This is a genomic window from Amycolatopsis sp. NPDC045836 (assembly GCF_056431745.1).
Genome location: NZ_JBWKKF010000024.1, coordinates 10,455 through 35,933 on the forward strand (window position 1 = coordinate 10,455; position 25,479 = coordinate 35,933).

25 protein-coding genes and 1 pseudogene are annotated in these 25,479 nt (G+C 71.3%); 16 read left to right on the top strand and 10 right to left on the bottom strand.

All coding sequences use genetic code 11. From position 1 onward, the window contains the following. Window positions 1–101 precede the first annotated feature (101 nt). From AC07EG_RS33320 to AC07EG_RS33330, 3 genes are read left to right on the top strand one after another with little or no spacing between them, the layout of a single operon-like run. Window positions 102–1,025 (top strand): zinc-binding dehydrogenase, encoded by a 924-nt coding sequence (locus AC07EG_RS33320; RefSeq protein ID WP_478257218.1) that lies wholly within the window; start codon window positions 102–104, stop codon window positions 1,023–1,025. Further along, a complete protein-coding gene (locus AC07EG_RS33325; RefSeq protein ID WP_478257219.1) occupies window positions 1,022–1,891 on the top strand; it encodes an LLM class flavin-dependent oxidoreductase in 870 nt (289 codons plus the stop codon). The genes AC07EG_RS33320 and AC07EG_RS33325 overlap by 4 nt, the downstream gene beginning before the upstream one ends. Next, complete coding sequence (locus AC07EG_RS33330) at window positions 1,888–2,322, top strand: pyridoxamine 5'-phosphate oxidase family protein (RefSeq protein WP_478257220.1); 435 nt, start codon at window positions 1,888–1,890, stop codon at window positions 2,320–2,322. Before AC07EG_RS33325 ends, AC07EG_RS33330 begins: the two co-directional genes overlap by 4 nt. On the opposite strand, the gene AC07EG_RS33335 is transcribed toward AC07EG_RS33330, so the two are convergent. Then, entirely contained in the window at window positions 2,295–3,848 is a 1,554-nt protein-coding gene (locus tag AC07EG_RS33335) for a helix-turn-helix domain-containing protein (RefSeq protein ID WP_478257221.1), read from the bottom strand. The two genes, AC07EG_RS33330 and AC07EG_RS33335, sit on opposite strands and share 28 nt — an antisense overlap. Beyond that, window positions 3,823–4,293, bottom strand: coding sequence for a hypothetical protein (locus AC07EG_RS33340; RefSeq protein ID WP_478257222.1), 471 nt, complete (start codon window positions 4,291–4,293; stop codon window positions 3,823–3,825). Before AC07EG_RS33340 ends, AC07EG_RS33335 begins: the two co-directional genes overlap by 26 nt. A 242-nt stretch (window positions 4,294–4,535) precedes the next feature. Here AC07EG_RS33340 and AC07EG_RS33345 point away from each other — a divergent pair, with 242 nt between their 5' ends. Next, window positions 4,536–5,834, top strand: a complete 1,299-nt coding sequence (locus tag AC07EG_RS33345) for a bifunctional o-acetylhomoserine/o-acetylserine sulfhydrylase (protein WP_478257223.1) — start codon at window positions 4,536–4,538, stop codon at window positions 5,832–5,834. After that, window positions 5,831–6,913 carry a homoserine O-acetyltransferase MetX gene (metX, locus tag AC07EG_RS33350; RefSeq protein WP_478257224.1) on the top strand — a complete coding sequence of 361 codons (1,083 nt, stop codon included), beginning with the start codon at window positions 5,831–5,833 and terminating at the stop codon, window positions 6,911–6,913. Before AC07EG_RS33345 ends, metX begins: the two co-directional genes overlap by 4 nt. 77 nt (window positions 6,914–6,990) lie before the next feature. On the opposite strand, the gene AC07EG_RS33355 is transcribed toward metX, so the two are convergent. The 3 genes from AC07EG_RS33355 to AC07EG_RS33365 form a co-directional block, all read right to left on the bottom strand. Then, entirely contained in the window at window positions 6,991–7,113 is a 123-nt protein-coding gene (locus tag AC07EG_RS33355; RefSeq protein ID WP_478257225.1) for a hypothetical protein, read from the bottom strand. Window positions 7,114–7,668: 555 nt separating this feature from the next. Next, a complete protein-coding gene (locus AC07EG_RS33360) occupies window positions 7,669–8,157 on the bottom strand; it encodes a hypothetical protein (RefSeq protein WP_478257226.1) in 489 nt (162 codons plus the stop codon). 66 nt (window positions 8,158–8,223) lie between these two features. Beyond that, a complete protein-coding gene (locus AC07EG_RS33365) occupies window positions 8,224–8,811 on the bottom strand; it encodes an SACE_7040 family transcriptional regulator (RefSeq protein ID WP_478257227.1) in 588 nt (195 codons plus the stop codon). Between the two features lie 164 nt (window positions 8,812–8,975). Between AC07EG_RS33365 and AC07EG_RS33370 the strand changes: the two genes are divergently transcribed. The 10 genes and pseudogenes from AC07EG_RS33370 to AC07EG_RS33415 all read left to right on the top strand — a co-directional run bounded on the left by AC07EG_RS33370 (window position 8,976) and on the right by AC07EG_RS33415 (window position 20,674). After that, window positions 8,976–9,779, top strand: coding sequence for an SGNH/GDSL hydrolase family protein (locus AC07EG_RS33370; RefSeq protein WP_478257228.1), 804 nt, complete (start codon window positions 8,976–8,978; stop codon window positions 9,777–9,779). A 201-nt stretch (window positions 9,780–9,980) separates the two neighbouring features. After that, window positions 9,981–11,387 (top strand): annotated as a pseudogene (locus AC07EG_RS33375) (endo-1,4-beta-xylanase); the annotation flags it as partial. A 189-nt stretch (window positions 11,388–11,576) separates the two neighbouring features. Beyond that, complete coding sequence (locus tag AC07EG_RS33380; RefSeq protein ID WP_478257297.1) at window positions 11,577–11,942, top strand: cellulose binding domain-containing protein; 366 nt, start codon at window positions 11,577–11,579, stop codon at window positions 11,940–11,942. Window positions 11,943–12,403: 461 nt separating this feature from the next. Then, complete coding sequence (locus AC07EG_RS33385; RefSeq protein ID WP_478257229.1) at window positions 12,404–14,017, top strand: carboxyl transferase domain-containing protein; 1,614 nt, start codon at window positions 12,404–12,406, stop codon at window positions 14,015–14,017. 5 nt (window positions 14,018–14,022) lie between these two features. Beyond that, a complete protein-coding gene (locus tag AC07EG_RS33390; RefSeq protein ID WP_478257230.1) occupies window positions 14,023–16,005 on the top strand; it encodes an acetyl/propionyl/methylcrotonyl-CoA carboxylase subunit alpha in 1,983 nt (660 codons plus the stop codon). Beyond that, window positions 16,002–17,156 carry an acyl-CoA dehydrogenase family protein gene (locus AC07EG_RS33395; protein WP_478257231.1) on the top strand — a complete coding sequence of 385 codons (1,155 nt, stop codon included), beginning with the start codon at window positions 16,002–16,004 and terminating at the stop codon, window positions 17,154–17,156. The genes AC07EG_RS33390 and AC07EG_RS33395 overlap by 4 nt, the downstream gene beginning before the upstream one ends. Window positions 17,157–17,332: 176 nt before the next feature. Further along, on the top strand, window positions 17,333–18,100 hold the full coding sequence (map, locus tag AC07EG_RS33400) for a type I methionyl aminopeptidase (RefSeq protein WP_478257232.1): 768 nt from the start codon (window positions 17,333–17,335) through the stop codon (window positions 18,098–18,100). Then, window positions 18,097–18,636: a GNAT family N-acetyltransferase gene (locus tag AC07EG_RS33405; protein ID WP_478257233.1), complete on the top strand. Its 540-nt coding sequence runs from the start codon at window positions 18,097–18,099 to the stop codon at window positions 18,634–18,636. Before map ends, AC07EG_RS33405 begins: the two co-directional genes overlap by 4 nt. Before the next feature lie 46 nt (window positions 18,637–18,682). After that, complete coding sequence (locus tag AC07EG_RS33410) at window positions 18,683–19,537, top strand: SDR family oxidoreductase (protein ID WP_478257234.1); 855 nt, start codon at window positions 18,683–18,685, stop codon at window positions 19,535–19,537. A 42-nt stretch (window positions 19,538–19,579) separates the two neighbouring features. Beyond that, window positions 19,580–20,674 carry an alpha/beta fold hydrolase gene (locus AC07EG_RS33415; protein WP_478257235.1) on the top strand — a complete coding sequence of 365 codons (1,095 nt, stop codon included), beginning with the start codon at window positions 19,580–19,582 and terminating at the stop codon, window positions 20,672–20,674. Here the strand turns inward: AC07EG_RS33415 and AC07EG_RS33420 are convergent. The 3 genes from AC07EG_RS33420 to AC07EG_RS33430 are packed head-to-tail and all read right to left on the bottom strand — an operon-like array spanning window position 20,650 to window position 22,032. Next, a complete protein-coding gene (locus AC07EG_RS33420; protein WP_478257236.1) occupies window positions 20,650–21,315 on the bottom strand; it encodes a YdcF family protein in 666 nt (221 codons plus the stop codon). The genes AC07EG_RS33415 and AC07EG_RS33420 overlap by 25 nt on opposite strands. A 16-nt stretch (window positions 21,316–21,331) precedes the next feature. Continuing rightward, complete coding sequence (locus tag AC07EG_RS33425; RefSeq protein WP_478257237.1) at window positions 21,332–21,691, bottom strand: hypothetical protein; 360 nt, start codon at window positions 21,689–21,691, stop codon at window positions 21,332–21,334. Continuing rightward, a complete protein-coding gene (locus tag AC07EG_RS33430; protein ID WP_478257238.1) occupies window positions 21,688–22,032 on the bottom strand; it encodes a hypothetical protein in 345 nt (114 codons plus the stop codon). The genes AC07EG_RS33425 and AC07EG_RS33430 overlap by 4 nt, the downstream gene beginning before the upstream one ends. A 275-nt stretch (window positions 22,033–22,307) precedes the next feature. Here AC07EG_RS33430 and AC07EG_RS33435 point away from each other — a divergent pair, with 275 nt between their 5' ends. Beyond that, window positions 22,308–22,514, top strand: coding sequence for a 5' nucleotidase, NT5C type (locus AC07EG_RS33435; protein WP_478257239.1), 207 nt, complete (start codon window positions 22,308–22,310; stop codon window positions 22,512–22,514). A 414-nt stretch (window positions 22,515–22,928) separates the two neighbouring features. Here the strand turns inward: AC07EG_RS33435 and AC07EG_RS33440 are convergent, their stop codons facing one another. Both AC07EG_RS33440 and AC07EG_RS33445 read right to left on the bottom strand, forming a co-directional pair. Then, the gene (locus tag AC07EG_RS33440) at window positions 22,929–24,143 is read right to left on the bottom strand and encodes an acyl-CoA dehydrogenase family protein (protein WP_478257240.1); all 1,215 of its coding nucleotides are present in this window, start codon (window positions 24,141–24,143) and stop codon (window positions 22,929–22,931) included. 26 nt (window positions 24,144–24,169) lie between these two features. Beyond that, window positions 24,170–25,465: an acyl-CoA dehydrogenase family protein gene (locus AC07EG_RS33445; RefSeq protein WP_478257298.1), complete on the bottom strand. Its 1,296-nt coding sequence runs from the start codon at window positions 25,463–25,465 to the stop codon at window positions 24,170–24,172. Window positions 25,466–25,479: the final 14 nt, after the last annotated feature.

Below are 25,479 nucleotides of genomic sequence, written 5' to 3' on the forward strand. Positions count from 1 at the left end.
GGCGGTGTCATCGTGCTGCGCGGACAGGATTGAACTGCGCTGGTGGTTTTGCCAGCACAACTCTTGACCTCCACCGAACTGGAGATCACAAGGTGGTCCCCATGAGAGCGGTGTGGTTGAGGCAGTTCGGCGAGCCAGGGGCGCTCGTCGCGGGGGAGGCCCCGGAGCCGGTGCCCGGACCGGGTGAAGTGCTGATCGACGTGGCGTTCGCCGGGGTCACCTACGTCGAGACGCAGTTCCGGCGCACCGGCTTCGGGCCGTTCGGCCGGGAGCTGCCGGTGGTCCCGGGCAACGGGGTCGGCGGGGTGGTGCTGGCGGCCGAGGACGGGTCGCTGGTGGGGAAGCGCGTGGTGAGCAGCCTGCGGGGAACCGGCGGTTACGCCGAGCGGGCGGTCGCACCGGCGGGGAACGTGCTCGAAGTGCCGCCCGGACTCGGGCTGGACGAGGCGGTGGCGCTGCTCGCGGACGGGCGGACCGCGGTGGTGCTGATCCGCGCGGCGGCGTTGACCGGGGGTGAACGCGTGCTGGTCGAGGCGGCCGCCGGTGGGGTGGGCAGCCTCCTCGTCCAGCTCGCCAAGGCGGCCGGTGCCGAGGTGGTGGCGGCCGCGGGCGGACCGGAGAAGCTGGCGGTGGCGAAGGGACTCGGGGCCGATGTCACCGTCGACTACCGCGAGCCCGGCTGGGCCGTGCCGGTCGACGTGGTGTTCGACGGGGTCGGCGGGGAGATCGGCCGGGCGGCCGCCGAGGCGGTGCCGCCGGGTGGCCGGGTGTTCGTGTTCGGGCAGGCCAGCGGGGAGGCCGCCGAACTCGGTGACGCCGAAGCCCGCGGGGTGCGGGTCGAGCGGGGGCCGCTGGCGAAGCCGGAGGAACTGCCGGAGCTGTCCCGCCGCGCGCTGGCCGAGGCCGCCGCCGGACGGCTGCGACCGCTGATCGGGCAGCGCTTCCCCCTGGACCGCGCGGCCGACGCCCACGCGGCGATCGAAGCCCGCACCACGATCGGCAAAACCCTGCTGGAGGTCCGGTGAAGCTCGGTGTCTACCTCGACGGTTCCACGCCGGAATCGTTCGTCGCGCACGCACGGCGGGCCGAGGACGCGGGCCTGGAGTCGGTGTGGGTCGGCGATCACCTGATCACCGCGTCGCCGCGCATGGACAGCATCGTCGCGCTGACCACCGCCGCGGCCGCCACCAGCCGGATCAAGGTGGGCTTCGGCGTGCTGGTCCTGGCGTTGCGGCCGGTGGCCTGGGTGGCGAAGCAGATCGCGACGCTGCAGTTGCTGTCCGGGAACCGGGTGCTGCTGGGGATCGGGACCGGCGGTGACGCGCACGGCGACCTCGGCTGGCGCGCGGCGGGGGTGCCGTTCGCCGAGCGGGGCGAGCGGACCACGGCGGCGCTGGCGGTGCTGCCGGACCTGATCGCCGGCAAACCGGCCATTGTGGACGGTGTGGAGTTCGCGCTGGCGCCGGGCGCGGAGGTGCCGCCGCTGGTCATCGGCAGCGGTCCGGGGTTGCTGCGGCGGGTGGCGCGGTTCGGTGACGAATGGTTCCCCGCGTTCTCGTCGCCACCGTGGATCGCCGGGCAACGGGAGCGGCTGGCCGAGCTGGCGGCGGAGCACGGGCGGCCCACGCCCCGGATCACCGCCGGGGTCAGCCTCGCGCTGGGCCCGGTCCCGGAGGCGGTGCTCGACGCCCAGGTCCGCTCGCTCACCGGGTACGGGATGAGCGAGGCGCAGGCGCGGGACGCACTGGTGACCGGCAGCCCGGCGCGGGTCGCCGACCGGCTCGCGGCCTACGCCGACGCCGGGGTGGACCGGATCGCCGCGATGCCGTTCACCGGTGACCGCGGCGAGCAGATCGAGTTGCTCGGCGAGGTCGCCGGACTGCTGCGGTGAGCCCCTTCGACGTCGACGCCTTCCTCGCCGGGCCGCTGACCGCCAGGGTCGCCGCGGCCGGGCCGAGCGTGCGGCCCACCTGGTACCTCTGGGAGGACGGGGCGTTCTGGATCCTCACCGGCCCGTGGTCGCGGTTGCCCGCCCTGGTCACCGCGGATCCGGTGCTGGCGCTGGTGGTCGACGTCTGCGAACCGGAAACCGGCCTGGTGCGCCAGGTGCAGGCGCGTGGCCGGGCGGAACTGCTGCCGTTCGACGTCCCGCGGGGCAGGCGGAAGCTGAGCCGCTACCTCGGCGCCGACGAATCCCGCTGGGACGAGCGGTTCCGCGCCTACCTGCACGAGGACGCGCGGACCAGCTGGCTGCGGCTGCGCCCGGACCGCCTGCGGGCGATCGACCTCAGCTATCAGGCCCACCGCAGGGTGACGAGCTGAGTGAGCAGGGCGAGCCGCACGTCCGGGTCGTCCAGGTCGATCGGCACCAGTTCACCCAGCTTCCGCATGCGGTACCGCAGGGTGTTGGGGTGGATCCGCAACGCCTGCGCGGCACCCCGCGGATCACCCGGGTGCCGCAGCCATTCGTAGAGCGTGTCGGTGTAGTCGGTCCGGTGTGCCTCGTCGTACGCGCGGATCGCTTGCAGCGGACCGAGCTCGGCCACCTTCGCGGCACCGGCCGCGGTCGCCGTGCGGTGCAGGGCCAGCGCGGTCCACGCCTCGTCGAAGCTGACCACCCGGCCCGGCACCAGCCCGGCCCGCAGCAGCCCGAACGCCTCCTCGGCTTCCGCGCGCGACCGGGCCAGCTCGGCGACCTCGCTCGCGCTGCCCGCCGCCACCCGTGGGGCGCCGCGGCGGGTCTTGGCCTGGGCCAGCACCTCCCGCAGTTCGGTCCAGGCTTCGCCGTCCGGGACGACGGCGTAGAGCAGGCCGGCCAGTTCGGTGGCCACCGGGCGCCAGCCGATGCCGCTGGAAATCCGTTCCAGCAGGGCGAGCCTGCCGCCCTCGGCGTTGCGGGAACCGTCCTCCGGGGTGTCGATCACCACCACGCGGTGCGGCACCTCGGCCAGGTCGAGCTCGGCGACCGCCTTGCGCGGGCTGGCCTTGCCCTGCAGCACCGCCCGCAGCAGTTCGGCGCTGGCGCGGCGCTGGGCGTCGGCGTGCGCGCGGCGCCGCAGCAGGTGCAGGGCGACCACCGGCGCGGCGTCGGCGAAGGCGGCGGCCCGTTCGTCGGAGACCGGGCCGCGCACCACCGCCCACATCGAGCCGAGCAGCTCACCGCCCATCCGGATCGGCACGATCAACCGCGGCAGCGTGCCGTCGCGCTGCTCGGGCACGAAGATCGTCTGCCTGCCGCGGGACAGTTCGCGGAACACCCCGCGCGAGCGGAACCGCGCCAGCACGTCGTCCGGGATGCGGCGGCCCATGATGGTCGACACCCGCGCCGGATCGGTGATGTCCTGGCGGGCGGAGTAGGCCAGCACCCGCGAATTGGTGTCCTCGATGGTGACCGGCGCGTCGACCACCGAGGCCACCGCGTCGGCCAGCCGGAACAGGTCACCGCCACCGGGGTCGCCGCCGTTCTCCGGGGCCTCGGCCTCGTCGGTCAGCGCGTCCAGCACGGTCCGCAGCAACCACACCAGCTGGGCCCACGAGGTGGCCGCGCTGACCTCGATCAACGCGATGTCCGCCGCCTTGGCCGCCCGCTTCACCGAGGGCTTGGCGGCCAGCGGTGGTTTGAACAACACCGCCGCCGCGCCCTGCTTCGCGCAGCAGCGCACCAGGGTGACCGCGTCCGCCGGATTGGTCACCGCCACCGCCAGCACCAGGTCACCGGCCGCGAGGTGGCTGGGCGCGCCCGGTTCGGCGATCACCACGTCGGCCACCGGCGGCGGATCGCCCGGCAGGGAAAGGGCGTGCAGCAACGTGGGCCCCACCCGGTCAACCACGGTCTGCACCGACGCCATGGGAGGAATACTCGGGGGTGGCCACCCGCGCCTGCAACCTCGGTCGCCGGATCCGGCCGCCGGGCTTGAAGAACGACAGCAGGGTGGCGATCAGCAGCAGGGTGAGCCCGGCGCTCATGGCGGTGACCAGCATGACGGCGGTGTCCCCGACGGGCTCCCCGCGGGCGGCCCGCGCCGAGGCTCCGGCGAATTCCGGGACCACCGCGAAATTGCCGCCGATGGTCAGCCCGAGCGTGATCACGATCTTCCCGGCGACCCACCGGTGACGCACCAGCCCCCATTTTGTGCCGAGGCCCAGCGCGATTCCGGAAACCAGCGTGAGCAGGCTGGCTGGCGGGTAGCACACCCCGCCGAGCAACCCGGCGCTGAGCTGCGCCCCGCGGACCACGGCCGGGTCGCCGCCGAGCAGCCCGACCGCGCCGAGCACCAGGATCGACAGCTCCACGCCGAGCCAGCCGACGGAGGCGACGACGTGGGTGCACAGCAGTCACTTGCGGGTCCGGGGACGCAACCTGGTCACGCGGTCGAGGATCGCGGGGGTACCGGGGTCCCGTCGTCGTGTCCAGAGCGGCTCCGGTTCGTACGCCCGATGGGGTACCCGGCTCCCAAGGCGTGAGAGCCGGTTGGGCCGAACGGAGGCAGTGGCTAACTTCGGGGCAATCCCCCTAGCCCGCGAGGAGCCGAACGATGACCGATGGCTGGTCCTTCGAAACCAAGCAGATCCACTCCGGCGCCGCGCCGGACCCGGCCACCGGCGCCCGCGCCACGCCGATCTACCAGACCACCTCGTACGTCTTCCGCGACAGCCAGCACGGCGCCGACCTGTTCAGCCTCGCCGAGCCGGGCAACATCTACACCCGCATCAACAACCCCACCCAGGACGTGCTGGAGCAGCGGGTGGCGGCGCTGGAGGGCGGGGTGGCGGCGCTGGCCTTCGCCTCGGGCACCGCGGCCACCAACGCGGCGATCCTGAACCTGGCGAACTCCGGTGACCACTTCGTCTCCAGCCCTTCGCTCTACGGCGGCACCTACAACCTGTTCCACTACACGCTGCCCAAGCTCGGCATCGAGGTCACCTTCGTCGAGGACCAGGACGACATCGAGCAGTGGAAGGCCGCGGTCCGGCCGAACACCAAGCTGTTCTTCGCCGAGACGCTGGCGAACCCGGGCAGCAACGTGCTCGACATCCGGGCCGTCGCGGACGCCGCGCACGAGGCGGGGGTCCCGCTGGTGGTGGACAACACCATTCCCACGCCGTACCTGCTGCGCCCGATCGAGCACGGCGCCGACGTGGTGGTCCACTCGGCGACCAAGTACCTCGGCGGCCACGGCACCACGATCGCCGGCGTGCTGGTCGACGGCGGCACCTTCGACTTCGGCGCGAACCCGGCGAAGTTCCCCGGCTTCAACGAGCCGGACCCCAGCTACAACGGTCTCAAGTACTGGGAGGCGCTCGGCCCGGGTGCGTACGCCGCGAAGGCGCGGGTGCAGCTGCTGCGTGACACCGGCGCCGCCATCTCACCGCTGAACAGCTTCCTCATCCTGCAGGGGATCGAGACGCTGTCGCTGCGCATCGAGCGGCACGTGTCGAACGCCAAGGCGCTCGCGGAGTGGCTGGAGGCGCGGGACGAGGTGGAGAAGGTCTACTACGCCAGCCTGCCGTCGTCGCGGTACCACCAGGCCGCGCAGAAGTACCTGCCCGGTGGGGCGGGTGCGGTGCTCTCGTTCGACCTGCGGGGCGGGGTCGAAGCGGGCCGCCGGTTCGTCGACGGCACGGAACTGCACAGCCAGCTGGTGAACATCGGGGACGTGCGCAGCCTGATCGTGCACCCGGCGAGCACCACGCACAGCCAGCTGTCGCCGGAGGAGCAGCTCGCGTCCGGGGTGACGCCGGGGCTGGTGCGGCTGGCCGTCGGGCTGGAGGGCATCGAGGACCTCAAGGCGGACCTGGAGGCCGGGTTCAGGGCGGCCAAGGCCGCTCTGTGACCGGTGCCTGGCGCCCGGGTGACCCGCCGGGCCGTCGCCGGTGGGTCACCCGGGCCGAGCCGGTCCGGCTGGAGGGCGGCGTGCTGCCCGGCTTCGAACTGGCCTACGAGACCTGGGGTGAGCTGAACGCCGACGCGTCGAACGCGGTGCTGGTCGAGCACGCGCTGACCGGTGACAGCCACGTCGCCGGTCCCGCCGGCGAGGGCCACCCCAGCGCCGGCTGGTGGGACGCGCTGGTCGGGCCGGGGCGCCCGGTGGACACCGAGGAGTACTTCGTGGTGGCGCCGAACGTGCTCGGCGGCTGCCAGGGCTCCACCGGACCGTCCTCTTCGGACGCCGACGGCCGGGCGCTGGGCAGCCGGTTCCCGGCGCTGACCATCCGCGACCAGGTGTTCGCCGAGACCGTGCTGGCCGACGCGCTCGGCATCACCCGCTGGGCCGCGGTGCTGGGCGGGTCGATGGGCGGGATGCGGGCGCTGGAATGGGCGGTGGGCCACCCCGAGCGGGTGGCGGCGCTGCTGGTGCTGGCCGCGCCGGCGGCGGCTTCGGCGGACCAGATCGCGTGGGCGTCCCCGCAGCTGCACGCGATCACCGCCGACCCGCACTGGCACGGCGGCGACTACTACGGCACCGGTGAGGCCCCCGACCACGGCCTCGGCATCGCGCGGCGGATCGCGCACGTGACCTACCGGAGCGCCCCCGAGCTCCAGCGGCGCTTCGGCCGCGACCCGCAGGGCGACGGCCGGTTCGCCGTGGAGTCCTACTTGGACCACCACGCGGAAAAACTGGTGCGGCGCTTCGACGCGGGCAGCTACGTGACGCTGACGCGCGCGATGAACTCGCACGACGTGGGCCGCGGCCGTGGCGGCATCGCGGCGGCACTGGCGCGGGTCACCGCGCGCACGGTGGTCGCCGGGGTGGACAGCGACCGGCTGTACCCGCTCTCGCAGTCGGTGGAACTGGCGGCGGGCATCCCGGGTGCGGGGGAGGCGGCGGTGATCCACTCCCCGTACGGCCACGATTCGTTCCTGATCGAAACCGCCCAGATCGCCGCACTGCTCAAACCGCTGCTGGGTTAGGCGCTCTCCGGCGAGGCTGCGCGAAAGAGCACGAGCGCGGCCCGCCGGGCAGTACCCAAGCCGTGTCCTGGGGATCTTCATCGGAGGCGGAGGACGATGCAGGCGAGGATGATCTCGGCGCGGTGGTAGGCGGCTCGTGTGGCGTAGCGGGTGGCCAGGCCGCGGAACTGCTTGAGCCGGTTGAAGCATCGCTCGACCACGTTGCGCAGCTCGCAGAGGCCGGGGTCGAAGGCCGGTGGCCTGCCACCGGCCCATCCTCGCCCCTTTGCGGCGGGTGATCTGGTCAGCTCGTTCGGGGATGGTGGCCTTGATCCTGCGTTCTCGCAGCGCCTGGCGGGTGCTCGGGTGGGTGTAAGCCTTCTCCGCCAGCACCCGCCCGACCCGCACGCTCTGCCCGTCCACCTCGAGGCCCCGGATCTCCTCGAACAGCGGCAGTAGTTGCGGATTGTCCCCAGCCTGGCCGGGCGTGAGGAATGACTGCTGGCGGCAAGCCCGCGTGGTCGACGGCCAGGTGGGGCTTGGCCGTCAGCCCGCCCGGGAGCGCCCCAGGCATTCCCCGTCGACCGCGAGGTCTTCGATCCAGTCCGCGCAGCCCCCTTTTTCCGGGCACCCGCCGCGTGCTGATGCGCCCGCACGCTCGTGGAACCGACGCCGATCACGAACTCGCCGTTGTCCTCCCGGGGTGCCCAGCTCACCACGTCCCACCACACCCCATCAGCTGCACACGATCACGCAGGGGATCGGCAGGCCACGCCCTAGTCCGCGAGGGCCTCGGAGATCCAGGCGGTCACCGGGAGGTCGCGGTCGAGGCACTCGGTGGACAGCCGGATGGTCCACCGCAGTGCCTGCAGCACCAGGCTGTCGACCTCCTCCGGGGCCGCGCTGGACAGGGCGATCTCCAGCTGTTCCTGCGCCGCCTCGGTGTTGCCGTGGACCTCCGCGAGCAGCGTCCGGACCGCGGTGCGGACCGGCGGGTCGGCCTGGTCGATGGAGACCTCTTCGCCGGCTTCGTCGAACACCTGCACCTTGACCGGCGCGGTCCCGCCGTCGCCGAGGGTGGCCACCATCGCACTGCACTCGCCGAAGAGCAGCAGCATCAGCTCGCGGGTTTCGGGCAGGCCGGCGCCGGCGGGCGCCAGCTGGTCCAGCGCGTCCGCGTCCTCGCCGAACCGCATCGCCACCAGCGCGCGCTGCGCCTTCTCCACGAGCCGCCGGTGCTCGTCGTCGCTCCTGTCGGGCTGCACGTGCCTATCAAACACCAGCCCGGCCACCTTTGGGACCACTCCCGGGTGACTATCGGGAGCCGTGCGTCACCGGGCGGCGCGAAGGGCACCGAGCGCCAGCCGTTCGAGCAGTTCGGCCAGTTCTTCGTCAGCCAGATAGCGGTTGTGCGGGGTGGAGTTGATCAGGCCGAACACGGCGTGTGCCGAAGAGCGCGCGTGGGTTTCACCGACTTCGGGCACGGTGCTCCGGATCGCCTCGACCCACAGCTCCACGTACTGGCGTTGGAGCGCGCGAACCTGTTTGCGGTCGGCGTCGGTGAGGTTGGCCAGGTTCCGCTCCTGCACGGTGATCAGCGCGGGCTGGCTGAGCGCGAAGTCCACGTGGAACCGCACCAGCGCGTCGAGCAGGCCGGCGCCCGCGTGCAGTTCGGCCAGCGCCTTGCCGCCGTTGAGCAGGTACCGGCTGATCGACCCCAGCATCTCGCCGAGCATGGCGTCCTTGCTGCGGAAGTGGCGGTACAACGCGGGACCGGAGATGCCGACGGCGGCGCCGATGTCGTCGATCCCCACGCCGTGGAACCCGTGGCGGGCGAACAGTTCGGCGGCCGCGGCCAGGATCTGCTCGCGCCTGCTGGCCTTCTCACCGTGCACGAGCGGGGTCGGGTGCGCTGGCATCACCCCATGGTAGAGCAGCAGGTTAGCGATCGCTAACAACGGGGCAATCCGGACGGGCGACTTTCGGCCTGGTCCAGTCGTGTTACGTCATCGGATCGTGCTTCCACGTGTATTTCCCACGTGGTACTTGTTCTTCACGTTGGGGGCTTACTAAGGAGTAACCGATGGTCTCGTCCGACCACAAACCGACCCTGCCCGCGCGGCGCGCGCTCACCGTGGCCTTCGTCGCCGCGCTCGCCCTGCTCGGCTTCACGATCCCCGCCTCGGCCGCGACCAACTACGTGGCGCTGGGCGATTCCTACTCCTCCGGGCTCGGCGCCGGCAGCTACGGCGACTCGGGCTCCTGCAAGCGCAGCGCCAATGCCTACCCGAAGCTCTGGGCCAGTGCGAACGGTGCCTCGCTGAACTTCCTCGCCTGCTCCGGTGCCCGCACCTCGCAGGTGCTCAGCCAGCTGGACAGCGTCGGTTCCGGGACCGGTGTGGTCACCGTTTCGGTCGGTGGCAACGACGCGGGCTTCGCCGACGTGATGACCGACTGCACGCTCGGCTCGGACCAGGCCTGCGTGAACCGGGTCGCCGAGGCCAAGACCTACGTGAACAACACGCTGCCGGGGCTGCTCGACGGCGTCTACAGCAAGATCAAGCAGAAGGCGCCGGGCGCGAAGGTGTACGTGCTCGGTTACCCGCGCTTCTACAAGGTGCCGGGTTCGTGCGACGTCGGCCTGAGCGACACCAAGCGGTCCGCGATCAACTCCGGCGCGGACGCGCTGGCTTCGGTCACCTCCTCGCGGGCGTCCAGCGCCGGCTTCACCTTCGTCGACGTGCGCAACGTGTTCACCGGGCACGAGATCTGCTCCTCGGACCGCTGGCTGCACAGCCTCACCTGGCCGGTCGACGAGTCGTACCACCCGACCGCCAACGGGCAGAAGCTCGGTTACCTCGCGGCGCTGAACTCGGCCGCCGGCTGAGTCCGCGGGTCCGCCGGATCGCCGGAGGGGTCAGCCGCCTGCACGGCTGACCCCTCCGGCTTTTTTGCTGTCCAGGACCGAAATTTTCGACTTGCTCCATCCGGGTTCACGTTGCTTGACACCATTCTCCAGCGGATTTACCGTCCGAAAGGTTTCATTATTCTCCCCGAAACTTTCGGAACGCACCCCTTGGAGGAAGTGATGTCCGAAACTGCTGTCATCGACGCCGGCAGGTCCCCCCGAAGAGGCAGGCGATGGGCCGCGGTGGCCGGTCTGACCGGGCTGCTCGGTGCCCTGTCCGTGGTGGTGCTGCCGGGGGTGGCGAACGCGGCGACCACGCTGGGCGCCGCCGCCGCGGAGAGCGGCCGCTACTTCGGCACCGCGGTCGCCGCGCACAAGCTGAACGACTCCACCTACACGGGCATCCTCAACACCGAGTTCAACAGCGTCACGCCCGAAAACGAAATGAAGATGGACGCCACCGAGCCCAGCCAGAACCAGTTCTCCTACGGGGCGGCCGACCAGATCGTCAACCACGCGCTCAGCCGCGGCATGAAGGTCCGCGGGCACGCGCTGGCCTGGCACATGCAGCAGCCGGGGTGGATGCAGGGCATGGAGGGCAGCCCGCTGCGCCAGGCGATGCTCAACCACGTCACCCAGGTCGCCACCCACTACCGGGGCAAGGTGGTCGCCTGGGACGTGGTGAACGAGGCGTTCGCCGACGGCAGCAGCGGAGCCCGGCGCGACTCCAACCTGCAGCGCACCGGCAACGACTGGATCGAGGCGGCGTTCAAGGCGGCGCGCGCGGCCGATCCGGGTGCGAAGCTCTGCTACAACGACTACAACACCGACGACTGGACCCACGCCAAGACCCAGGCCGTCTACAGGATGGTGCAGGACTTCAAGAACCGCGGCGTGCCGATCGACTGCGTCGGCTTCCAGTCGCACCTCAACAGCGGCTCGCCGTACCCGTCGAACTACCGCACCACGCTGTCCAGCTTCGCGGCGCTCGGCGTGGACGTGCAGATCACCGAACTGGACATCCAGGGCGCGTCGCCGACCACCTACAGCAACGTGGTGAAGGACTGCCTCGCCGTGCCGCGCTGCAACGGCATCACCGTGTGGGGCATCCGGGACAGCGACTCGTGGCGGCCGAACGACACCCCGTTGCTGTGGAACGGCAACGGGCAGAAGAAGTCCGCCTACGACGCCGTGCTCAGCGCGCTCAACGCCGGCGGCGGCAGCCCGGGCGGGTCCTGCTCCGCCGGGTACGTGGGACTGACCTTCGACGACGGGCCGATCAGCGGCACCACCACGCAGCTGATCAACGCGCTGAAGTCGGCCGGACTGCGGGCGACGTTCTTCAACGTGGGCAACAAGGTCCAGCAGAACCCCTCGCTGGCCAAGAGCCAGCGCGACGCCGGGATGTGGGTCGGGAACCACAGCTGGTCGCACCCGCACATGACGCAGTTGTCGGCGCAGGAGATGACCGCTGAGCTGACGCAGACGCAGCAGGCGCTGCAGCAGGCCACGGGTGAGACGCCGAAGCTGTTCCGGCCGCCGTACGGCGAGACCAACAGCACGCTGAAGTCGGTCGAGCAGCAACTCGGGCTGACCGAGGTGCTGTGGAACGTCGACTCGCAGGACTGGAACGGCGCGAGCACCAGCCAGATCGTGCAGGCGGCGGCCCAGCTGCAGCCGGGCGGCGTGATCCTGATGCACGACGGCTACCAGTCGACGATCAACGCCATCCCGCAGATCGCCGCCGGGCTGGCCAGCCGGAACCTGTGCGCCGGCATGATCTCCACCAGCACCGGCCAGGCGGTCGCGCCCTCGGACGGGGGCAACCCCGGCAACCCGGCCTCCTGCACCGCGACCTACCAGCGGACCCAGCAGTGGGGTGACCGGTTCAACGGCCAGGTGACCATCACCGCGGGCGCGTCGGCGATCAGCAGCTGGACGGCCACCGTCACGGTGACCGCGCCGCAGAAGGTCTCCACCACCTGGAACGGCACGCCGAGCTGGGACTGGAGCGGCAACGTGATGACCATGAAGCCGAACGGCAACGGCAACCTGCCGGCGAACGGCACCACCACGTTCGGCTTCACCGTGATGGCGAACGGGCAGTGGGCGGCGCCGTCGGTCAGCTGCAGCACGCCCTGACCCACCGGCACCACCGCGGCTCCGCCACGACCGCGTTTCCGCCCGCCCCGCGTCCCTCGGCGACGACCTCGTCGCGCTGCCGGCCGCGGGGCGGGCCATCGGCGTCGGCGGCGGTTCGGCCGTGCTCGGCCTCGGCGGCGACCCGGTCTTCGCCGAGCGCGTCCCGCTGACTCGCCCACCCGCACTCCACCGCGAACCCGTTCGACCTGCCCGTGCTGCCCGGCCGTCCGCCGACGAAGTTCGCCGGCCTCGACGCCGCCGTCGCCGGTTTGGGTGGTTCGCCTGCCGTTCGCGCCCGTTTCGAAGCGCTGGCGAAGACGTCGTCGAGCCTCGTGCCGGTGAGCGGAGGAGCGGTTTCTGCTGGAAGCTGTTCAGCGGCGGCCACGCCCTGGACAGGCTGGTTAGTGGTCGCTAACATCGATCCTGGTGTTAACGACCGCTAACCCCTGTCGCGAGGAGCCATGGACACCCCGGTGCTGAGCAGTTCCGCCGACCCGCGGAGCGAGGACTACGCCCGATACGCCACCGGTCACGCCGAGCTGGCCGAGGACCTGCGCAAGCGGCTCGCGCAGGCGCGGGTGGGCGGCCCGGAGAAGGCCCGCACCCGGCATGTGAAACGCGGCAAGTTGCTGCCCCGCGACCGGGTGGACGCGCTGCTCGACCCGGGTTCGCCGTTCCTGGAGCTGTCGCCGCTGGCCGCGACCGGCCTCTACGACGACGAGGCGCCCGCCGCCGGCATCATCACCGGTGTCGGCCGGGTGTCCGGCCGCGAGTGCGTGATCGTGGCCAACGACGCCACCGTCAAGGGCGGCACCTACTACCCGATGACGGTGAAGAAGCACCTGCGTGCGCAGGAAGTCGCGCTGCACAACAACCTGCCGTGCCTCTACCTGGTGGACTCCGGTGGCGCCTTCCTGCCGCGCCAGGACGAGGTCTTCCCCGACCGCGAGCACTTCGGCCGCATCTTCTACAACCAGGCGACCATGTCCGCACGCGGCATCCCGCAGATCGCCGCGGTGCTCGGCTCGTGCACCGCGGGCGGCGCGTACGTGCCCGCGATGAGCGACGAAGCCGTGATCGTGCGGAACCAGGGCACCATCTTCCTCGGCGGCCCGCCGCTGGTGAAGGCGGCGACCGGTGAGGTGGTCACCGCCGAGGAGCTGGGCGGCGGCGACGTGCACGCCCGTCAGTCCGGGGTCACCGACCACCTGGCCACCGACGACGCGCACGCCTTGCGCATCGTCCGGTCGATCGTCTCGACGCTCGGCCCGCGCCGCCCGCGGCCGTGGGACGTGCGCCCGGTCGAGCCGCCCGCGGTGGACCCCGCCGAGCTGTACGGCGTGGTGCCGACGGACTCGCGCACCCCGTACGACGTGCGCGAGGTGATCGCCCGCATCGTCGACGGCAGCCGGTTCGCCGAGTTCAAGAAGGAGTACGGCAACACCCTGGTCACCGGGTTCGCGCACGTGCACGGCCACCCGGTCGGCATCATCGCCAACAACGGGGTGCTCTTCGCCGAGTCGGCGATGAAGGGCGCCCACTTCATCGAGCTGTGCGACAAGCGCTCGATCCCGCTGCTGTTCCTGCAGAACATCACCGGGTTCATGGTCGGCCGCGCCTACGAGGCGGGCGGCATCGCCAAGCACGGCGCGAAGATGGTCACCGCGGTGGCCTGCGCGCGGGTGCCGAAGCTGACGGTGATCATCGGCGGCTCGTTCGGTGCGGGCAACTACTCGATGTGCGGGCGGGCGTACTCACCCCGGTTCCTGTGGATGTGGCCGAACGCGCGCATTTCGGTGATGGGCGGGGAGCAGGCCGCGTCGGTGCTGTCGACGGTGCGCCGCGACGCCATCGAAGGCCGGGGTGGCGAGTGGTCCGCCGAGGACGAGGAAGCGTTCAAGGACCCGATCCGCGAGCAGTACGAGGAGCAGGGCAGCCCGTACTACTCGACCGCGCGGCTCTGGGACGACGGGGTGATCGACCCGGCGGACACCCGCACGGTGGTCGGCCTCGCGTTGTCGGCCGCCGCCAACGCCCCGCTCGAAGAAGTTTCCTACGGCGTTTTCCGGATGTGATCACCTTGTTCGACACGGTTCTGGTGGCCAACCGCGGGGAGATCGCCGTCCGGGTGATCGGCACGCTGCGCCGCATGGGCATCCGGTCCGTCGCCGTCTACAGCGACGCCGACGCCGATGCGCGGCACGTGCTCGAAGCCGACGTCGCGGTGCGGATCGGCCCCGCCGAAGCGACCCGCAGCTACCTGTCCATCCCGGCGATCGTCGGGGCGGCGAAGGAAACCGGGGCGCAGGCCGTGCACCCGGGGTACGGCTTCCTCGCCGAGAACGCCGCGTTCGCCACCGCCTGCGCCGAAGCCGGGCTGGTGTTCATCGGCCCGCCGGTCGGCGCGATCGAGGCGATGGGCGACAAGATCCAGGCCAAGCGCACGGTCTCGGCGGCGGGGGTGCCGGTGGTGCCCGGGGCGTCCGATCTGGACATTCCCGGAGGTGGGTTCGCCGCGGCTGCCGAGGAGGTCGGGTACCCGCTGCTGCTCAAGCCGTCCGCCGGGGGCGGCGGGAAGGGCATGCGGCTGGTCGAGGACCCGGCCGAGCTGGACGCCGCGGTGGAGTCGGCGCGCCGCGAGGCCAAGGCGTCCTTCGGCGACGACACGCTGCTGCTGGAACGCTTCGTCACCACCCCGCGGCACATCGAGATCCAGGTGCTCGCCGACGGCCACGGCAACGTGGTCCACCTCGGCGAACGCGAATGCAGCCTGCAGCGGCGGCACCAGAAGATCATCGAAGAGGCGCCGTCGGTGCTGCTGGACGAGGCGACCAGGGAGCGGATGGGGGCTTCGGCCGTCGAGGCCGCGCGTGCGGTCGGTTACTCGGGTGCGGGCACGGTCGAGTTCATCGTTTCGGCGAAGAACGCCGAGGAGTTCTTCTTCATGGAGATGAACACCCGGCTGCAGGTCGAGCACCCGGTCACCGAGCAGGTCACCGGGCTGGACCTGGTGGAGTGGCAGGTGCGGGTGGCCGCCGGGGAACCGCTGGGCGTGCGGCAGGCCGACGTCCGCCTGCACGGGCACGCGGTGGAGGCCCGGGTGTACGCCGAGGACCCGGCTCGCGGTTTCATCCCCACCGGCGGCACCGTGCTGCGGGTGGTGGAGCCCGCCGACGACGGGGTCCGCGTGGATTCCGGGGTGCGTGAAGGCACCGAGGTCGGGTCCAACTACGACCCGATGCTGGCGAAGGTGATCGCCTGGGGCCCGGACCGCGCCGCCGCGTTGCACCGGCTGGACCTGGCGCTGGCGAACACCGCGGTGCTCGGCGTCGGCACGAACGTGCGCTTCCTGCGGGCGTTGCTCGCGGACGAGGACGTGCGGGCGGGGCGGTTGGACACCGGCCTGGTCGAACGCGGGCTGTCCGAGCTGACCTCGGCCGAGGTGCCCGCCGAATTCTTCGTCGCCGCGGCCATGGACCGGCTGCTCGGGCTCTGGCCCACCGAGCCCGTTGTGGACCCGTGGGCGGTGCCGACCGGCTGGCGCATCGGCGGGGGCGGCGGGGTGAGCTTCCGCCTGCGGTCCGGCGAGGCCGAGGCGCTGGTGCGCGTCGAGGGCTCGCCTTCGCGGGCCACGGTGAGCGTGGACGACGGCGAACCGGTCGCGGTGTCCGCCGCCCGGCGCGGTGGTCAGCTCGAACTCCGGTACCGAGGCGAGTTCCACCGCTACGAGACGGCTTCGGTGCCCAACGGCCTGTGGCTGGCCAGGGACGGCCACGCGGTGCTGATCGGGGAGCGCCCGATCGTGCAGCTGGCGCACGGGGAGGCAGCCGAGGCGGGTCCGGTGACCAGCCCGATGCCCGGCACCGTGCTGGTGGTGAAGGTGGCCCGCGGGGACGTGGTCACCGCGGGCACCCCGCTGCTGGTGGTCGAGGCGATGAAGATGGAACACACGATCACCGCGCCGATCGACGGCGTGGTCGAGGAACTGCACGTGCGGGCGGGCCAACAGGTCGCCCTGGACGAAGCGCTTGCCGTGGTGACCCCGCAGGAGGACGCGACATGATCGATTTCCGGCTCGACGAGGAGTACGAGGCGCTGCGCAAGACCGTCGAGGACTTCGCGCGCACCGAAGTGGCCCCGGTGATCGGCGGGTACTACGAACGGGAGGAGTTCCCGTACGAGCTGATCGCGAAGATGGGGCGGATGGGCCTGTTCGGCCTGCCGTTCCCGGAGGAGTACGGCGGCATGGGCGGCGACTACTTCGCCCTGTGCCTGGCGCTGGAGGAACTGGCGCGGGTCGACTCCTCGGTGGCGATCACCCTGGAGGCCGGGGTGTCCCTCGGCGCCATGCCGATCTACCGGTTCGGCAACGACGAGCAGAAGCAGCGCTGGCTGCCGTCGCTGTGCGCGGGTGAGGCGCTGGGTGCGTTCGGCCTGACCGAACCGGGCGGCGGTTCGGACGCCGGTGCCACCCGCACCACCGCGAAACTGGACGGCGGACAGTGGGTGCTGAACGGCAGCAAGTCGTTCATCACCAACTCGGGCACCGACATCACGCGTGTGGTCACGGTGACCGCGGTGACCGGCGAGAAGGAGGGCGGCCGCAAGGAGATCTCGGCCATCCTGGTGCCCTCGGGCACACCGGGGTTCACCGTGGCACCGAAGTACTCGAAGGTCGGCTGGAACGCCTCGGACACGCACGAACTGTCGTTCGACGACTGCCGGGTCCCGGAGGAGAACCTGCTCGGCTCGCGTGGTCGCGGGTACGCGCAGTTCCTGTCCATTCTGGACGAGGGCCGGGTGGCGATCGCCGCGCTGAGCGTCGGCCTGGCGCAGGGGTGCGTGGACGAATGCCTGCGCTACGTCGGCGAGCGCGAGGCGTTCGGGCACAAGATCGGGACGTACCAGGCGATCCAGTTCAAGATCGCGGACATGGAGATGCGGGCGCACACCGCCCGCCTGGCCTACTACGCGGCGGCCTCGAAGATGCTGCGCGGCGAGCCGTTCAAGAAGGAGGCCGCGATCGCGAAGCTGGTCTCCTCGAACGCCGCGATGGACAACTCGCGGGACGCCACCCAGATCTTCGGCGGTTACGGCTTCATGAACGAATTCCCCGTGGGCCGCTTCTACCGCGACGCGAAGATCCTGGAGATCGGTGAGGGCACCAGCGAGGTGCAGCGCATGCTCATCGCCAGGGAACTCGGCCTCCGCTGAGGCAGCCGGGGCCCCGAGCTGGTTGCTCGGGGCCCCGGCTGCCCGGCGGACTGGCCGGAGGCAGGGCCGAGCGCGGAGGTGACCCGGACGCCGTCGTACCCGGCTCCGATTCCGCTGAGCCGAGGTGCTGACCCCGCAGCTCGACCCGGGATAGTTATACCGGTATAGTTATCGTCATGGTTGAGATCAAGACGCCGGGTGAAGTGGACGTCATGCGTGAAGCCGGGCGCGTGGTCGCCCGTGCGCTGGAGGCCGTGCGCGAGCACGCGGCGATCGGGGTGAGCCTGCGTGAGCTGGACGACGTCGCCGCCCAGGTCATCCGGGACAACGGCGCCAAGCCCAACTTCCTGCACTACCGCCCCCGCGGCGCCCCGTCGCCGTTCCCCGGCGTGCTCTGCGCGAGCGTGAACGACGCCGTCGTGCACGGCATCCCCAACGACTACCGCATCGCCGACGGTGACCTGGTCAGCATCGACTGCGGTGCCTGCATCGACGGCCTCCACGGCGACGCCGCGATCAGCTTCGTCGTCGGCGAAGCCGATCCGGCCGACCTCAGGCTCATCGAGGCGACCACGGAAGCCCTGATGGCGGGCGTGGCGCAACTGATCCCCGGCAACAAGCTCGGCGACGTGTCGCACGCGATCGGCGTGGTCGGCCGCCGCGACGGGTACGGCATGCTCGAGAACCACGGCGGCCACGGCATCGGCCACGCCATGCACGAGGACCCGCACGTGCCCAACGAAGGCCGCCCCGGCCGGGGCCTGCGGCTGCGTCCCGGCCTGGTGTTCGCGCTGGAGCCGATGCTGATCGCCGGCGGGCGCGACGAGTACCGCACCGACCGCGACGGGTGGACCCTGCGCACCGCCGACGGCTCCCGGGCGGCCCACGTCGAACTGACCGTCGCGGTGACCGAGGACGGGCCACGTACGCTCACCGCTTTGTGAGCGAACCGAAGTTCCGCCCCGGGGGCGAGCAAGACACCGAAACCCTGCTCCGGATGTTCGACGGCGCCGTGGCCTGGATGAACTCGCGGGGCAACACGCAGCAGTGGGGCACCGAACCGTGGTCGGCGGTGCCGAAGCGGGTGGAGCGCGTGCGCGGCATGGCGTCCGGCGGCAACCTGGTGGTGGCGGAGATCGACGGTGAACCGGCCGGTGCGATCATCCTCGACCCCGGCCCGCCGGAGCACGTGCCCGCCGTGGACGAACCCGAGATCTACCTGGGCCTGCTGCTCACCGCGCGGGAGTTCACCGGCCGCCGGGTCGGGGCCGAGCTGATCCGGTACGCGCTGGACGAGGCGGCCCGCCGCGGCATCGACCTGGTGCGCGTCGACTGCTACGCCGGTGGTGACGGCAGCCTGGTGCGCTACTACGAGCGGCAGGGCTTCCGGAAGACGGTCACCTTCGACTACCACGGCTGGCCGGGGCAGGTGTTCGAGCAACGAGTGGGGGATGGACGGGACCGCGCCGCGGGGCAATGATTGGCGAAACGCCAATAGGCTCTCTCAACGGCGAAGGAGCACGAAGATGGCCAAGCGAGCGCGTTCCCTCCAGGGCAAGGTCGTGGTGATCACCGGCGGTGCGCAGGGCATCGGCGCGAAAACCGCCGAACTGCTCACCGGCCTCGGCGCCCGGGTCGCCATCGGTGACCTGGACCAGGTCCGGGCCGAGAAGACGGCCGGAGAGCTGGACGCGCTCGCCCTCCCGCTGGACGTGACCGACACGAAGGGCTTCAGCGAATTCCTCGACGAGGTCGAGCAGCGGCTCGGGCCGATCGACGTGCTGGTCAACAACGCGGGCATCATGCCGCTGGCACCGCTGGCCGAGGAGGACGACGCCGCCACCCGGCGGCAGCTGGAGATCAACCTGCACGCGGTCATCCACGGCACCCGCGAGGCGGTCCGGCGCATGCGGCCGCGCGGCAGCGGGCACATCGTGAACGTCGCGTCCATGGCGGGCAAGGCCGGGTTCCCCGGCGCGGCCACCTACTGCGCGACCAAGCACGGTGTGGTCGGCCTGTCCGAGGCGGTGCACCTGGAACTGCGGGGCACCGGCGTCGAGGTGTCCTGCGTGATGCCGGCCATCGTCCGGACCGAACTGGCCAGCGGCCTGCCGGAGGCGCGGATGATCAAGTCGGTGTCCCCGGACGAGGTCGCGGCGGCCATCGCGGAGGCGTTGCGGCGGCCCCGGTTCGACGTCTTCGTGCCGAAGTCGCTGGACGTGGTCGGCCGGTTCACCCGGCTGCTGCCGCGGCGGGCGGGGGAGTGGGTCTCGCGTTCGCTCGGCGCCGACAAGGTGCTCGCGGGAGCGCATCCGGGCGCCAGGGCCGAATACGAATCCCGGGCGGCGAACAGTGCTCCGTCGGTCGGCTCGGATGGGTAGATTGGGGCTCAGGGAGTCCGTCTGAGCAGGGGAGTTCGTGCCATGGCCACACCGCCGGCCCGGCTGGCCGCCGCGACCGCCAACGTGCTCGGCAAGGTGCTGCACGGCGGGGTGGCCGACCTGCGCCCGGTGCCGAGGGTGCTGATCGACCACGGCCCGAACCGCTCGGTGTACCGGCTGACCTCGGGTGGCCGGGCGCCGGACGGGCCGCCGGTGCTGCTGGTGCCGCCGCTGGCCGCGCCCGCGTTGTGCTTCGACCTGCGCCGCGGGTGCAGCCTGGCCGAGCACCTGGTGGACCGCGGGCAGCGGACCTACCTGGTCGACTACGGCACGGTCGCCTTCTCCGACCGCCGCCTCGGCATCGAGCACTGGATCGAGGAGGTGCTGCCGCGGGCGATCCGGCGGGTGAGCGAGGACTCCGGCGGGCAGGGCGTGCACCTGGTCTCCTGGTGCCTCGGCGGCATCTTCTCCCTGCTGACCACCGCGGACCAGCCGGAGCTGCCGGTCGAGTCGGTGGTCACGGTGGCCTCACCGTTCGACTTCACCGCGATCCCGCTGGTGGCGCCGTTCCGCCCGCTGGTCGACCTGACCGGCGGGCACCTGCTCACCCCGTTCTACCGCGCGCTCGGCGGGGCGCCGTCGTACCTGGTCAGCCGGGTGTTCCGGGCGACCGGGCTGCACAAGGAGATCACCAAGCCGCTGGCGATCCTGAAGAACCTGGACGACCGGGACTACCTGGCCCAGATCGAGGCGGTCGACCACTTCATGGACAACATGGCCGCCTACCCGGGGCGGACGTTCGGGCAGCTGTACCACCGCTTCTTCCGGGCGAACGACCTGGCGGAGGGCAGCGTGGACCTCAACGGGCGGATCATCTCGCTGTCCCGGGTGAAGGTGCCGACGCTGATCGTGGCTGGTGAGACCGACACCATCGCCCCGCGCGCCGCCGTCGAACGGCTGACGGGATTGCTGGAGAACGCCCCGGAGGTGCGGTTCAAGACCGCGCCGGGTGGTCACCTCGGCGTGCTGACCGGCCGGAAGGCCAGGGGCACCACCTGGCACTACATCGACGAATTCCACGCGGAGCAACTGCGACCCGAGATTGGAGATGATCAGGGCAGCAGGCGCGACGTGTAACCCGCGGCCGCCAGCCGCTGGTACGCGTCGGTGATTTCGGTGGGTACGTGCTCCGCCAGCGTGTGGCCCAGTTCGGCGTACCGCGTCAGCCGCTGCGCTTCGCCGACGAGCATGTCGATGACCAGCGTCGCGTCCCCGATGCCCGCGGTGTAGGCGTGCAGCGGCCGCCGGTCGGCGGAGCAGCGGATGTCCACCCCCGGCCACCGCTTCGCGGCCGTCGCGCGGGCGCGGCGCTGGTGGTAGGGGCGGCAGGTGAGCAGCACCGAGCCGACCCGCACACCCCGCTCGCGCAGCAGTTCGCGGCTGAAGTCGATGTTGTCCGCGGTGTGCTTGGCCGCCGGTTCGACCAGGATCGACTGCTCCGGCACCCCGTGCTCGACCGCGATCTCGCGGAAGTGCACGGCCTCCCCGCGCGGGAACCGCCCGATCGTGGTCGGGGCGTTGGCGCCGGTGAACACGATCAGCGGGCAGACCCCGCGCAGGAACAGCTCGGCCGTGTACACCGCCACCCCCGGGTCGTGGCAGCCGAGCCCGATCGCCACGTCCACCGGGGCGATCTCGTCGTCCACCCGCAGGAACCGCCACAACGCCTCGACGTCAGCGCGAACGGCTTCGGGAATGGTGGCGGTGTCCACGGTCACCGAACCAGGTTATCGCTCAGCTGAACACCACCGAACGCAGCAGGAGCCGATCGGAGGCGTGGCCGCCGTGGGGGCGCAGGGAGAAGTACTGGTCGCTCCGGCACTCGTCGTCCTTGAAGACCACCGCGCGGGCATCGGTGCCGTTGCGCGGGTTGAAGGCGGAGGTGTCCCAGTCGGCGATCTCCGGGATCTCGATGCACCGGCCACTGGGCGGATCGATGAGCGAGCCGACGCGGATCCGGCCGTCCTCGTCGAAGTAGCGGTAGGTGAACTCACCGTCGGCGGCGGAGGCGATGCCGGGCGCGAAGCACAGGGCGAGGGCGCTGGTCAGGGCCAGGAAGGCGGCGCGCACCCCGGGTCCGTTCGGGCGGTTCAACTGAACATCACCGAGCGGATCGCTTGCTTGTAGGACCCCTCCCCGCCGCCGGGGTGGAGCATGATGTGTTCCTCGCCTTCGCAGTCGTCGTCCTTGAAGACGAACGCCCGTGCATTGGTGTTGTTGCGCGGGCGGAAGGCGAAGGCGTCCCAGTCGGGGCTGTCCGGGATTTCGATGCACTCGCCGTTGGGCGGGTTGACCAGCGTGCCGACCTGGAGGTCGCGGTTCTCGTCGAGGTAGCGGTAGGTGAACTCGCCCTCGGCCGCGGAGGCGATGGCGGGTGCCGTGCAGCACAGGGCGAGGGCGCTGGTCAGGGCCATGATGGCGGTGCGGGTGCGCATTCGGGTTCCTTTCGAGGGGTTTGCCCTCGACCCTGCGCGATCCCCGGGCCCCGATGGGTGGACACCACCCGGTCTCGCGACGAAACGCCACCGAACCGGGTGGCCTCCCTCAAGCCCCGGCGACAGCCGAGTCACAGAACGACCGGAGTGCTCCGACCGGCGTAACGGGGTCGGCACCCAGGCGACCTCGGCGTACGGCAGGCCACCGTGTGGAAGGAGTTGGCCATGGCTGATCTGGAGAAGGATTTCGTCCTCGGCGTGGACCTGGACGGTGTGTGCGCGGCTTCTACGGGAAGATGCGCGAGATCGTCGCGCATTGGCGCGGGGTGGACGCGGATTCGTTGAGTGAGGACGTGACCTGCGGACTGAAGGAATGGGGGGTGAGCAACGAGGAGTACGAGCGCGTGCACCGGTACGGGGTCACCCAGCTGTCGCCCATCCCCGGGTGCGTGCAGTCATTGCGCAGGTTGAGCAACGAATGAGTCCGGATCCGGATCATCACCCATCGGTTGTTCACCAGGTACTTCCACCGGGCCGCCGTGGTCCAGACCGCCGGCTGGCTGGACAAGCACGCCATTCCCTGTTGGGACCTCATGCTTCATGAAGGAGAAGGGGCACGTCAACGCCGATGTGTACATCGATGACAGCCCGGACAACCTCAGGGAGTTGCAGCGGCTCGACAAAGACGGTGATCACTTACTCGAACCCGACCAATGCGGGATTGGATCCGCCGCCGAATCGCGTGCGGAACTGGGCGGAAGCGGAACGCATCGTCCGTGCGGAGGACCAGGAATGGCGTGCCAACCAGCTCTCCCCGGCGCCGAGCGAGCCCCCACCTCAGGCCGCTTGACGCAGGAACTCGGCCCGGCCGCAACAGCCGGGCCGACCCCGCGAGCTCACTTCAATTCGGCCGACGACTTCCCCAGCAACCGCCGGGCCACGATCAACTGCTGGATTTGCTGGGTACCTTCGAAGATGTCCAGGATCTTCGCGTCCCGGCTCCACTTCTCCAGCAGGGACTCCTCGGTGTACCCCAGCGCCCCCGCCAGCTCCACGCAGCGCAGCGTGATGTCGACGACCGACCGCCCCGCCTTCGCCTTGGCCATGGACGCCTGCAGCGAGTTCGGCTTCCGGTTGTCCGCCATCCACGCCGACTCCAGGGTCAGCAGGTACGCCGACTCGAAGTCCGACTCCAGCTCCAGGTACGTCGCCGCGGCGGCGTGCTGGTGGTGCGCCGGCTTGTCGTAGTCGACGGTGATGCCGGCTTCGGCCAGGATCCGGGCGGTCTCCTCCAGCGCCGCCCGTGCGACACCGACCGCCATGGCGGCCACCAGGGGGCGCGTGTTGTCGAAGGTCTGCATGACCCCCGCGAACCCCTTCTTGGTGTCGATCTCCGGGGTGCCGAGCAGGTTCTCCTTCGGCACCCGGCAGTTGTCGAAGCGCAGCACCGCGGTGTCCGACGCGCGGATCCCGAGCTTGTGCTCCAAGCGCACCACCTCGAACCCCGGCGTGCCCTTCTCCACCACGAACGACTTGATCGCCGCGCGCCCCTTGGACTTGTCCAGGGTGGCCCAGACCACCACGGCGTCGGCCCGCTCGCCCGAGGTGACGAAGATCTTCTCGCCGTTCAGCACGTACTCGTCGCCGTCGAGGCGGGCGGTGGTGTTGATCGCCGCCGAGTCCGAGCCGCAGTCCGGCTCGGTGATCGCCATCGCCGCCCAGAGCTTGCCGAACCGCGCCAGCTGCTCCTCGTTCGCCACCGACGCGATGGCCGCGTTGCCCAGCCCCTGCCGCGGCATCGACAGCAGCAGGCCCACGTCGCCCCAGCACATCTCGATCGTGCCGAGCACCACGTTCAGGTTCGCGCCGTTGCGGTTGCCGGACGCCTTCTTGTCCGCCTTCTCGTCGCGGCGCACCCCCGCCGCGCCCGCGCCGCCCTCACCGGAGGAGTTCAGCCCGTCCAGCAGCGCCGCGAACATGTCCAGTTCGGACGGATAGGCGTGCTCGGCGCGGTCGTACTTCCGCGAGATGGGCCGGAAGACCTCCGCCGCCGCCTGGTACGCCTGGTTGACCAGCGCCCGCGCCTTGGCCGGAACCTCGAGATTGATCATGATGGAACCCTTTCCGCCCAAGGAATTCAGAGAAGGACCGAGCCTTCGAGGACACCGGCCGCCCGCAGGTCGCGGTACCAGCGCTCGACCGGGTGCTCCTTGACGAAGCCGTGCCCGCCGAGCAGCTGCACCCCGGCGCTGCCGATCTTCATGCCCTTGTCCGCCGCCAGCCGCCTGGCCAGCGCGACCTCGCGGGCGTACGGCTTGCCCTGTTCGGCCCGCGCCGCCGCGCGCAGCGTGACCAGGCGCAGGCCCTCCAGCTCGATGCCGATGTCGGCGACCTGGAACGCCACGCCCTGCCGGTGGCTGACCGGTTCCCCGAACGCCTGCCGCTCGTTGACGTACGGGATCACGTAGTCCAGCACGGCCTTCGCGGTGCCCGCCGCGAGCGCCGCCCAGCCCAGCCGCGAAAGCCGCACCAGCTCGGCGAACACCTCCGGCTTGCCGCCCCCGAGCAGCGCCGACGCGGGCAGCGAAACCCCTTCGAGGTGCAGCTTCCCGGTGGCCGCGCCACGCAGGCCCATCGCGGGCTCACCCTCGATGCTCACACCCGCGTTCGACGACTCGACGATGAACAGCGCCGGCCCGCGCCCCTCCAGATCCGCCGACACCACGAACAACTCGGCCTGCGCGGCCCGCGGGACCAGCGACTTCACCCCGTCCAGCCGGTAGCCGTGCGGCGTCCGCCTGGCCTTGGTGCTCGGCCTGAACGGGTCGAACAGCGGCGCCCGCTCCTGCAGCGCCAGCGCGGCGGCGGGCACGTTCTCCCCGACGAACGCCGGGAGGTAGGTGGCCTGCTGCTCGGCGTCACCCCAGGAAACCAGGGCGGTGCTCACCGCCGACGGCGCCAGCACCGCGACCGCCAGCCCCAGGTCACCGTGCGCGAGCGCCTCGGCGACCAGCGCGCCGGTCACCACCGAACGCTCGGTGCCCACGCCACCGAGCTCCTCGGGGATGCCCACCAGGGTCACGCCCAGTTCGGCGGCCCGCGTGAGCAGCCCGTCCGGCGTGGTCAGCTTCGCGTCGGCTTCGGCGGCGGCCGGGCGCAGCTGCTCGGCGGCGAACTCGCGGACGGTCTCCACGATCATCTGCTGCTCTTCGGACGGGGTCAGGTCGAACAGCCCGCTGTCCGGTGCCGAAGCCAGCCGCTCGGGTGCGTCCCGCCGCTGGACCGCCTTGAACGAGCGCCCGGCGGCACCGGCCGCCTTGAACCCGCTGCGGGTCGCCGACGAGACCAGCGACTCGATCGGCTTGCGCAGCCCGGCCCGGTCGATCGCCTTGACCCCCGCGAGCTTGGTCAGCGCGGCGAGGCCCAAGCCCATGGCGTCGCGCTTCT

Coding starts and splice junctions, on each gene's coding strand:
- AC07EG_RS33430 (WP_478257238.1), bottom strand. CDS start 22,032: ATGCGCACCCGCACCGCCATCATGGCCCTGACCAGCGCCCTCGCCCTG.
- AC07EG_RS33320 (WP_478257218.1), top strand. CDS start 102: ATGAGAGCGGTGTGGTTGAGGCAGTTCGGCGAGCCAGGGGCGCTCGTC.
- AC07EG_RS33410 (WP_478257234.1), top strand. CDS start 18,683: ATGGCCAAGCGAGCGCGTTCCCTCCAGGGCAAGGTCGTGGTGATCACC.
- AC07EG_RS33440 (WP_478257240.1), bottom strand. CDS start 24,143: ATGATCAATCTCGAGGTTCCGGCCAAGGCGCGGGCGCTGGTCAACCAG.
- AC07EG_RS33395 (WP_478257231.1), top strand. CDS start 16,002: ATGATCGATTTCCGGCTCGACGAGGAGTACGAGGCGCTGCGCAAGACC.
- AC07EG_RS33380 (WP_478257297.1), top strand. CDS start 11,577: ATGATCTCCACCAGCACCGGCCAGGCGGTCGCGCCCTCGGACGGGGGC.
- AC07EG_RS33415 (WP_478257235.1), top strand. CDS start 19,580: ATGGCCACACCGCCGGCCCGGCTGGCCGCCGCGACCGCCAACGTGCTC.
- AC07EG_RS33385 (WP_478257229.1), top strand. CDS start 12,404: ATGGACACCCCGGTGCTGAGCAGTTCCGCCGACCCGCGGAGCGAGGAC.
- AC07EG_RS33365 (WP_478257227.1), bottom strand. CDS start 8,811: ATGCCAGCGCACCCGACCCCGCTCGTGCACGGTGAGAAGGCCAGCAGG.
- AC07EG_RS33445 (WP_478257298.1), bottom strand. CDS start 25,465: ATGGGCTTGGGCCTCGCCGCGCTGACCAAGCTCGCGGGGGTCAAGGCG.
- AC07EG_RS33370 (WP_478257228.1), top strand. CDS start 8,976: ATGGTCTCGTCCGACCACAAACCGACCCTGCCCGCGCGGCGCGCGCTC.
- AC07EG_RS33335 (WP_478257221.1), bottom strand. CDS start 3,848: ATGGCGTCGGTGCAGACCGTGGTTGACCGGGTGGGGCCCACGTTGCTG.
- map (WP_478257232.1), top strand. CDS start 17,333: ATGGTTGAGATCAAGACGCCGGGTGAAGTGGACGTCATGCGTGAAGCC.
- AC07EG_RS33345 (WP_478257223.1), top strand. CDS start 4,536: ATGACCGATGGCTGGTCCTTCGAAACCAAGCAGATCCACTCCGGCGCC.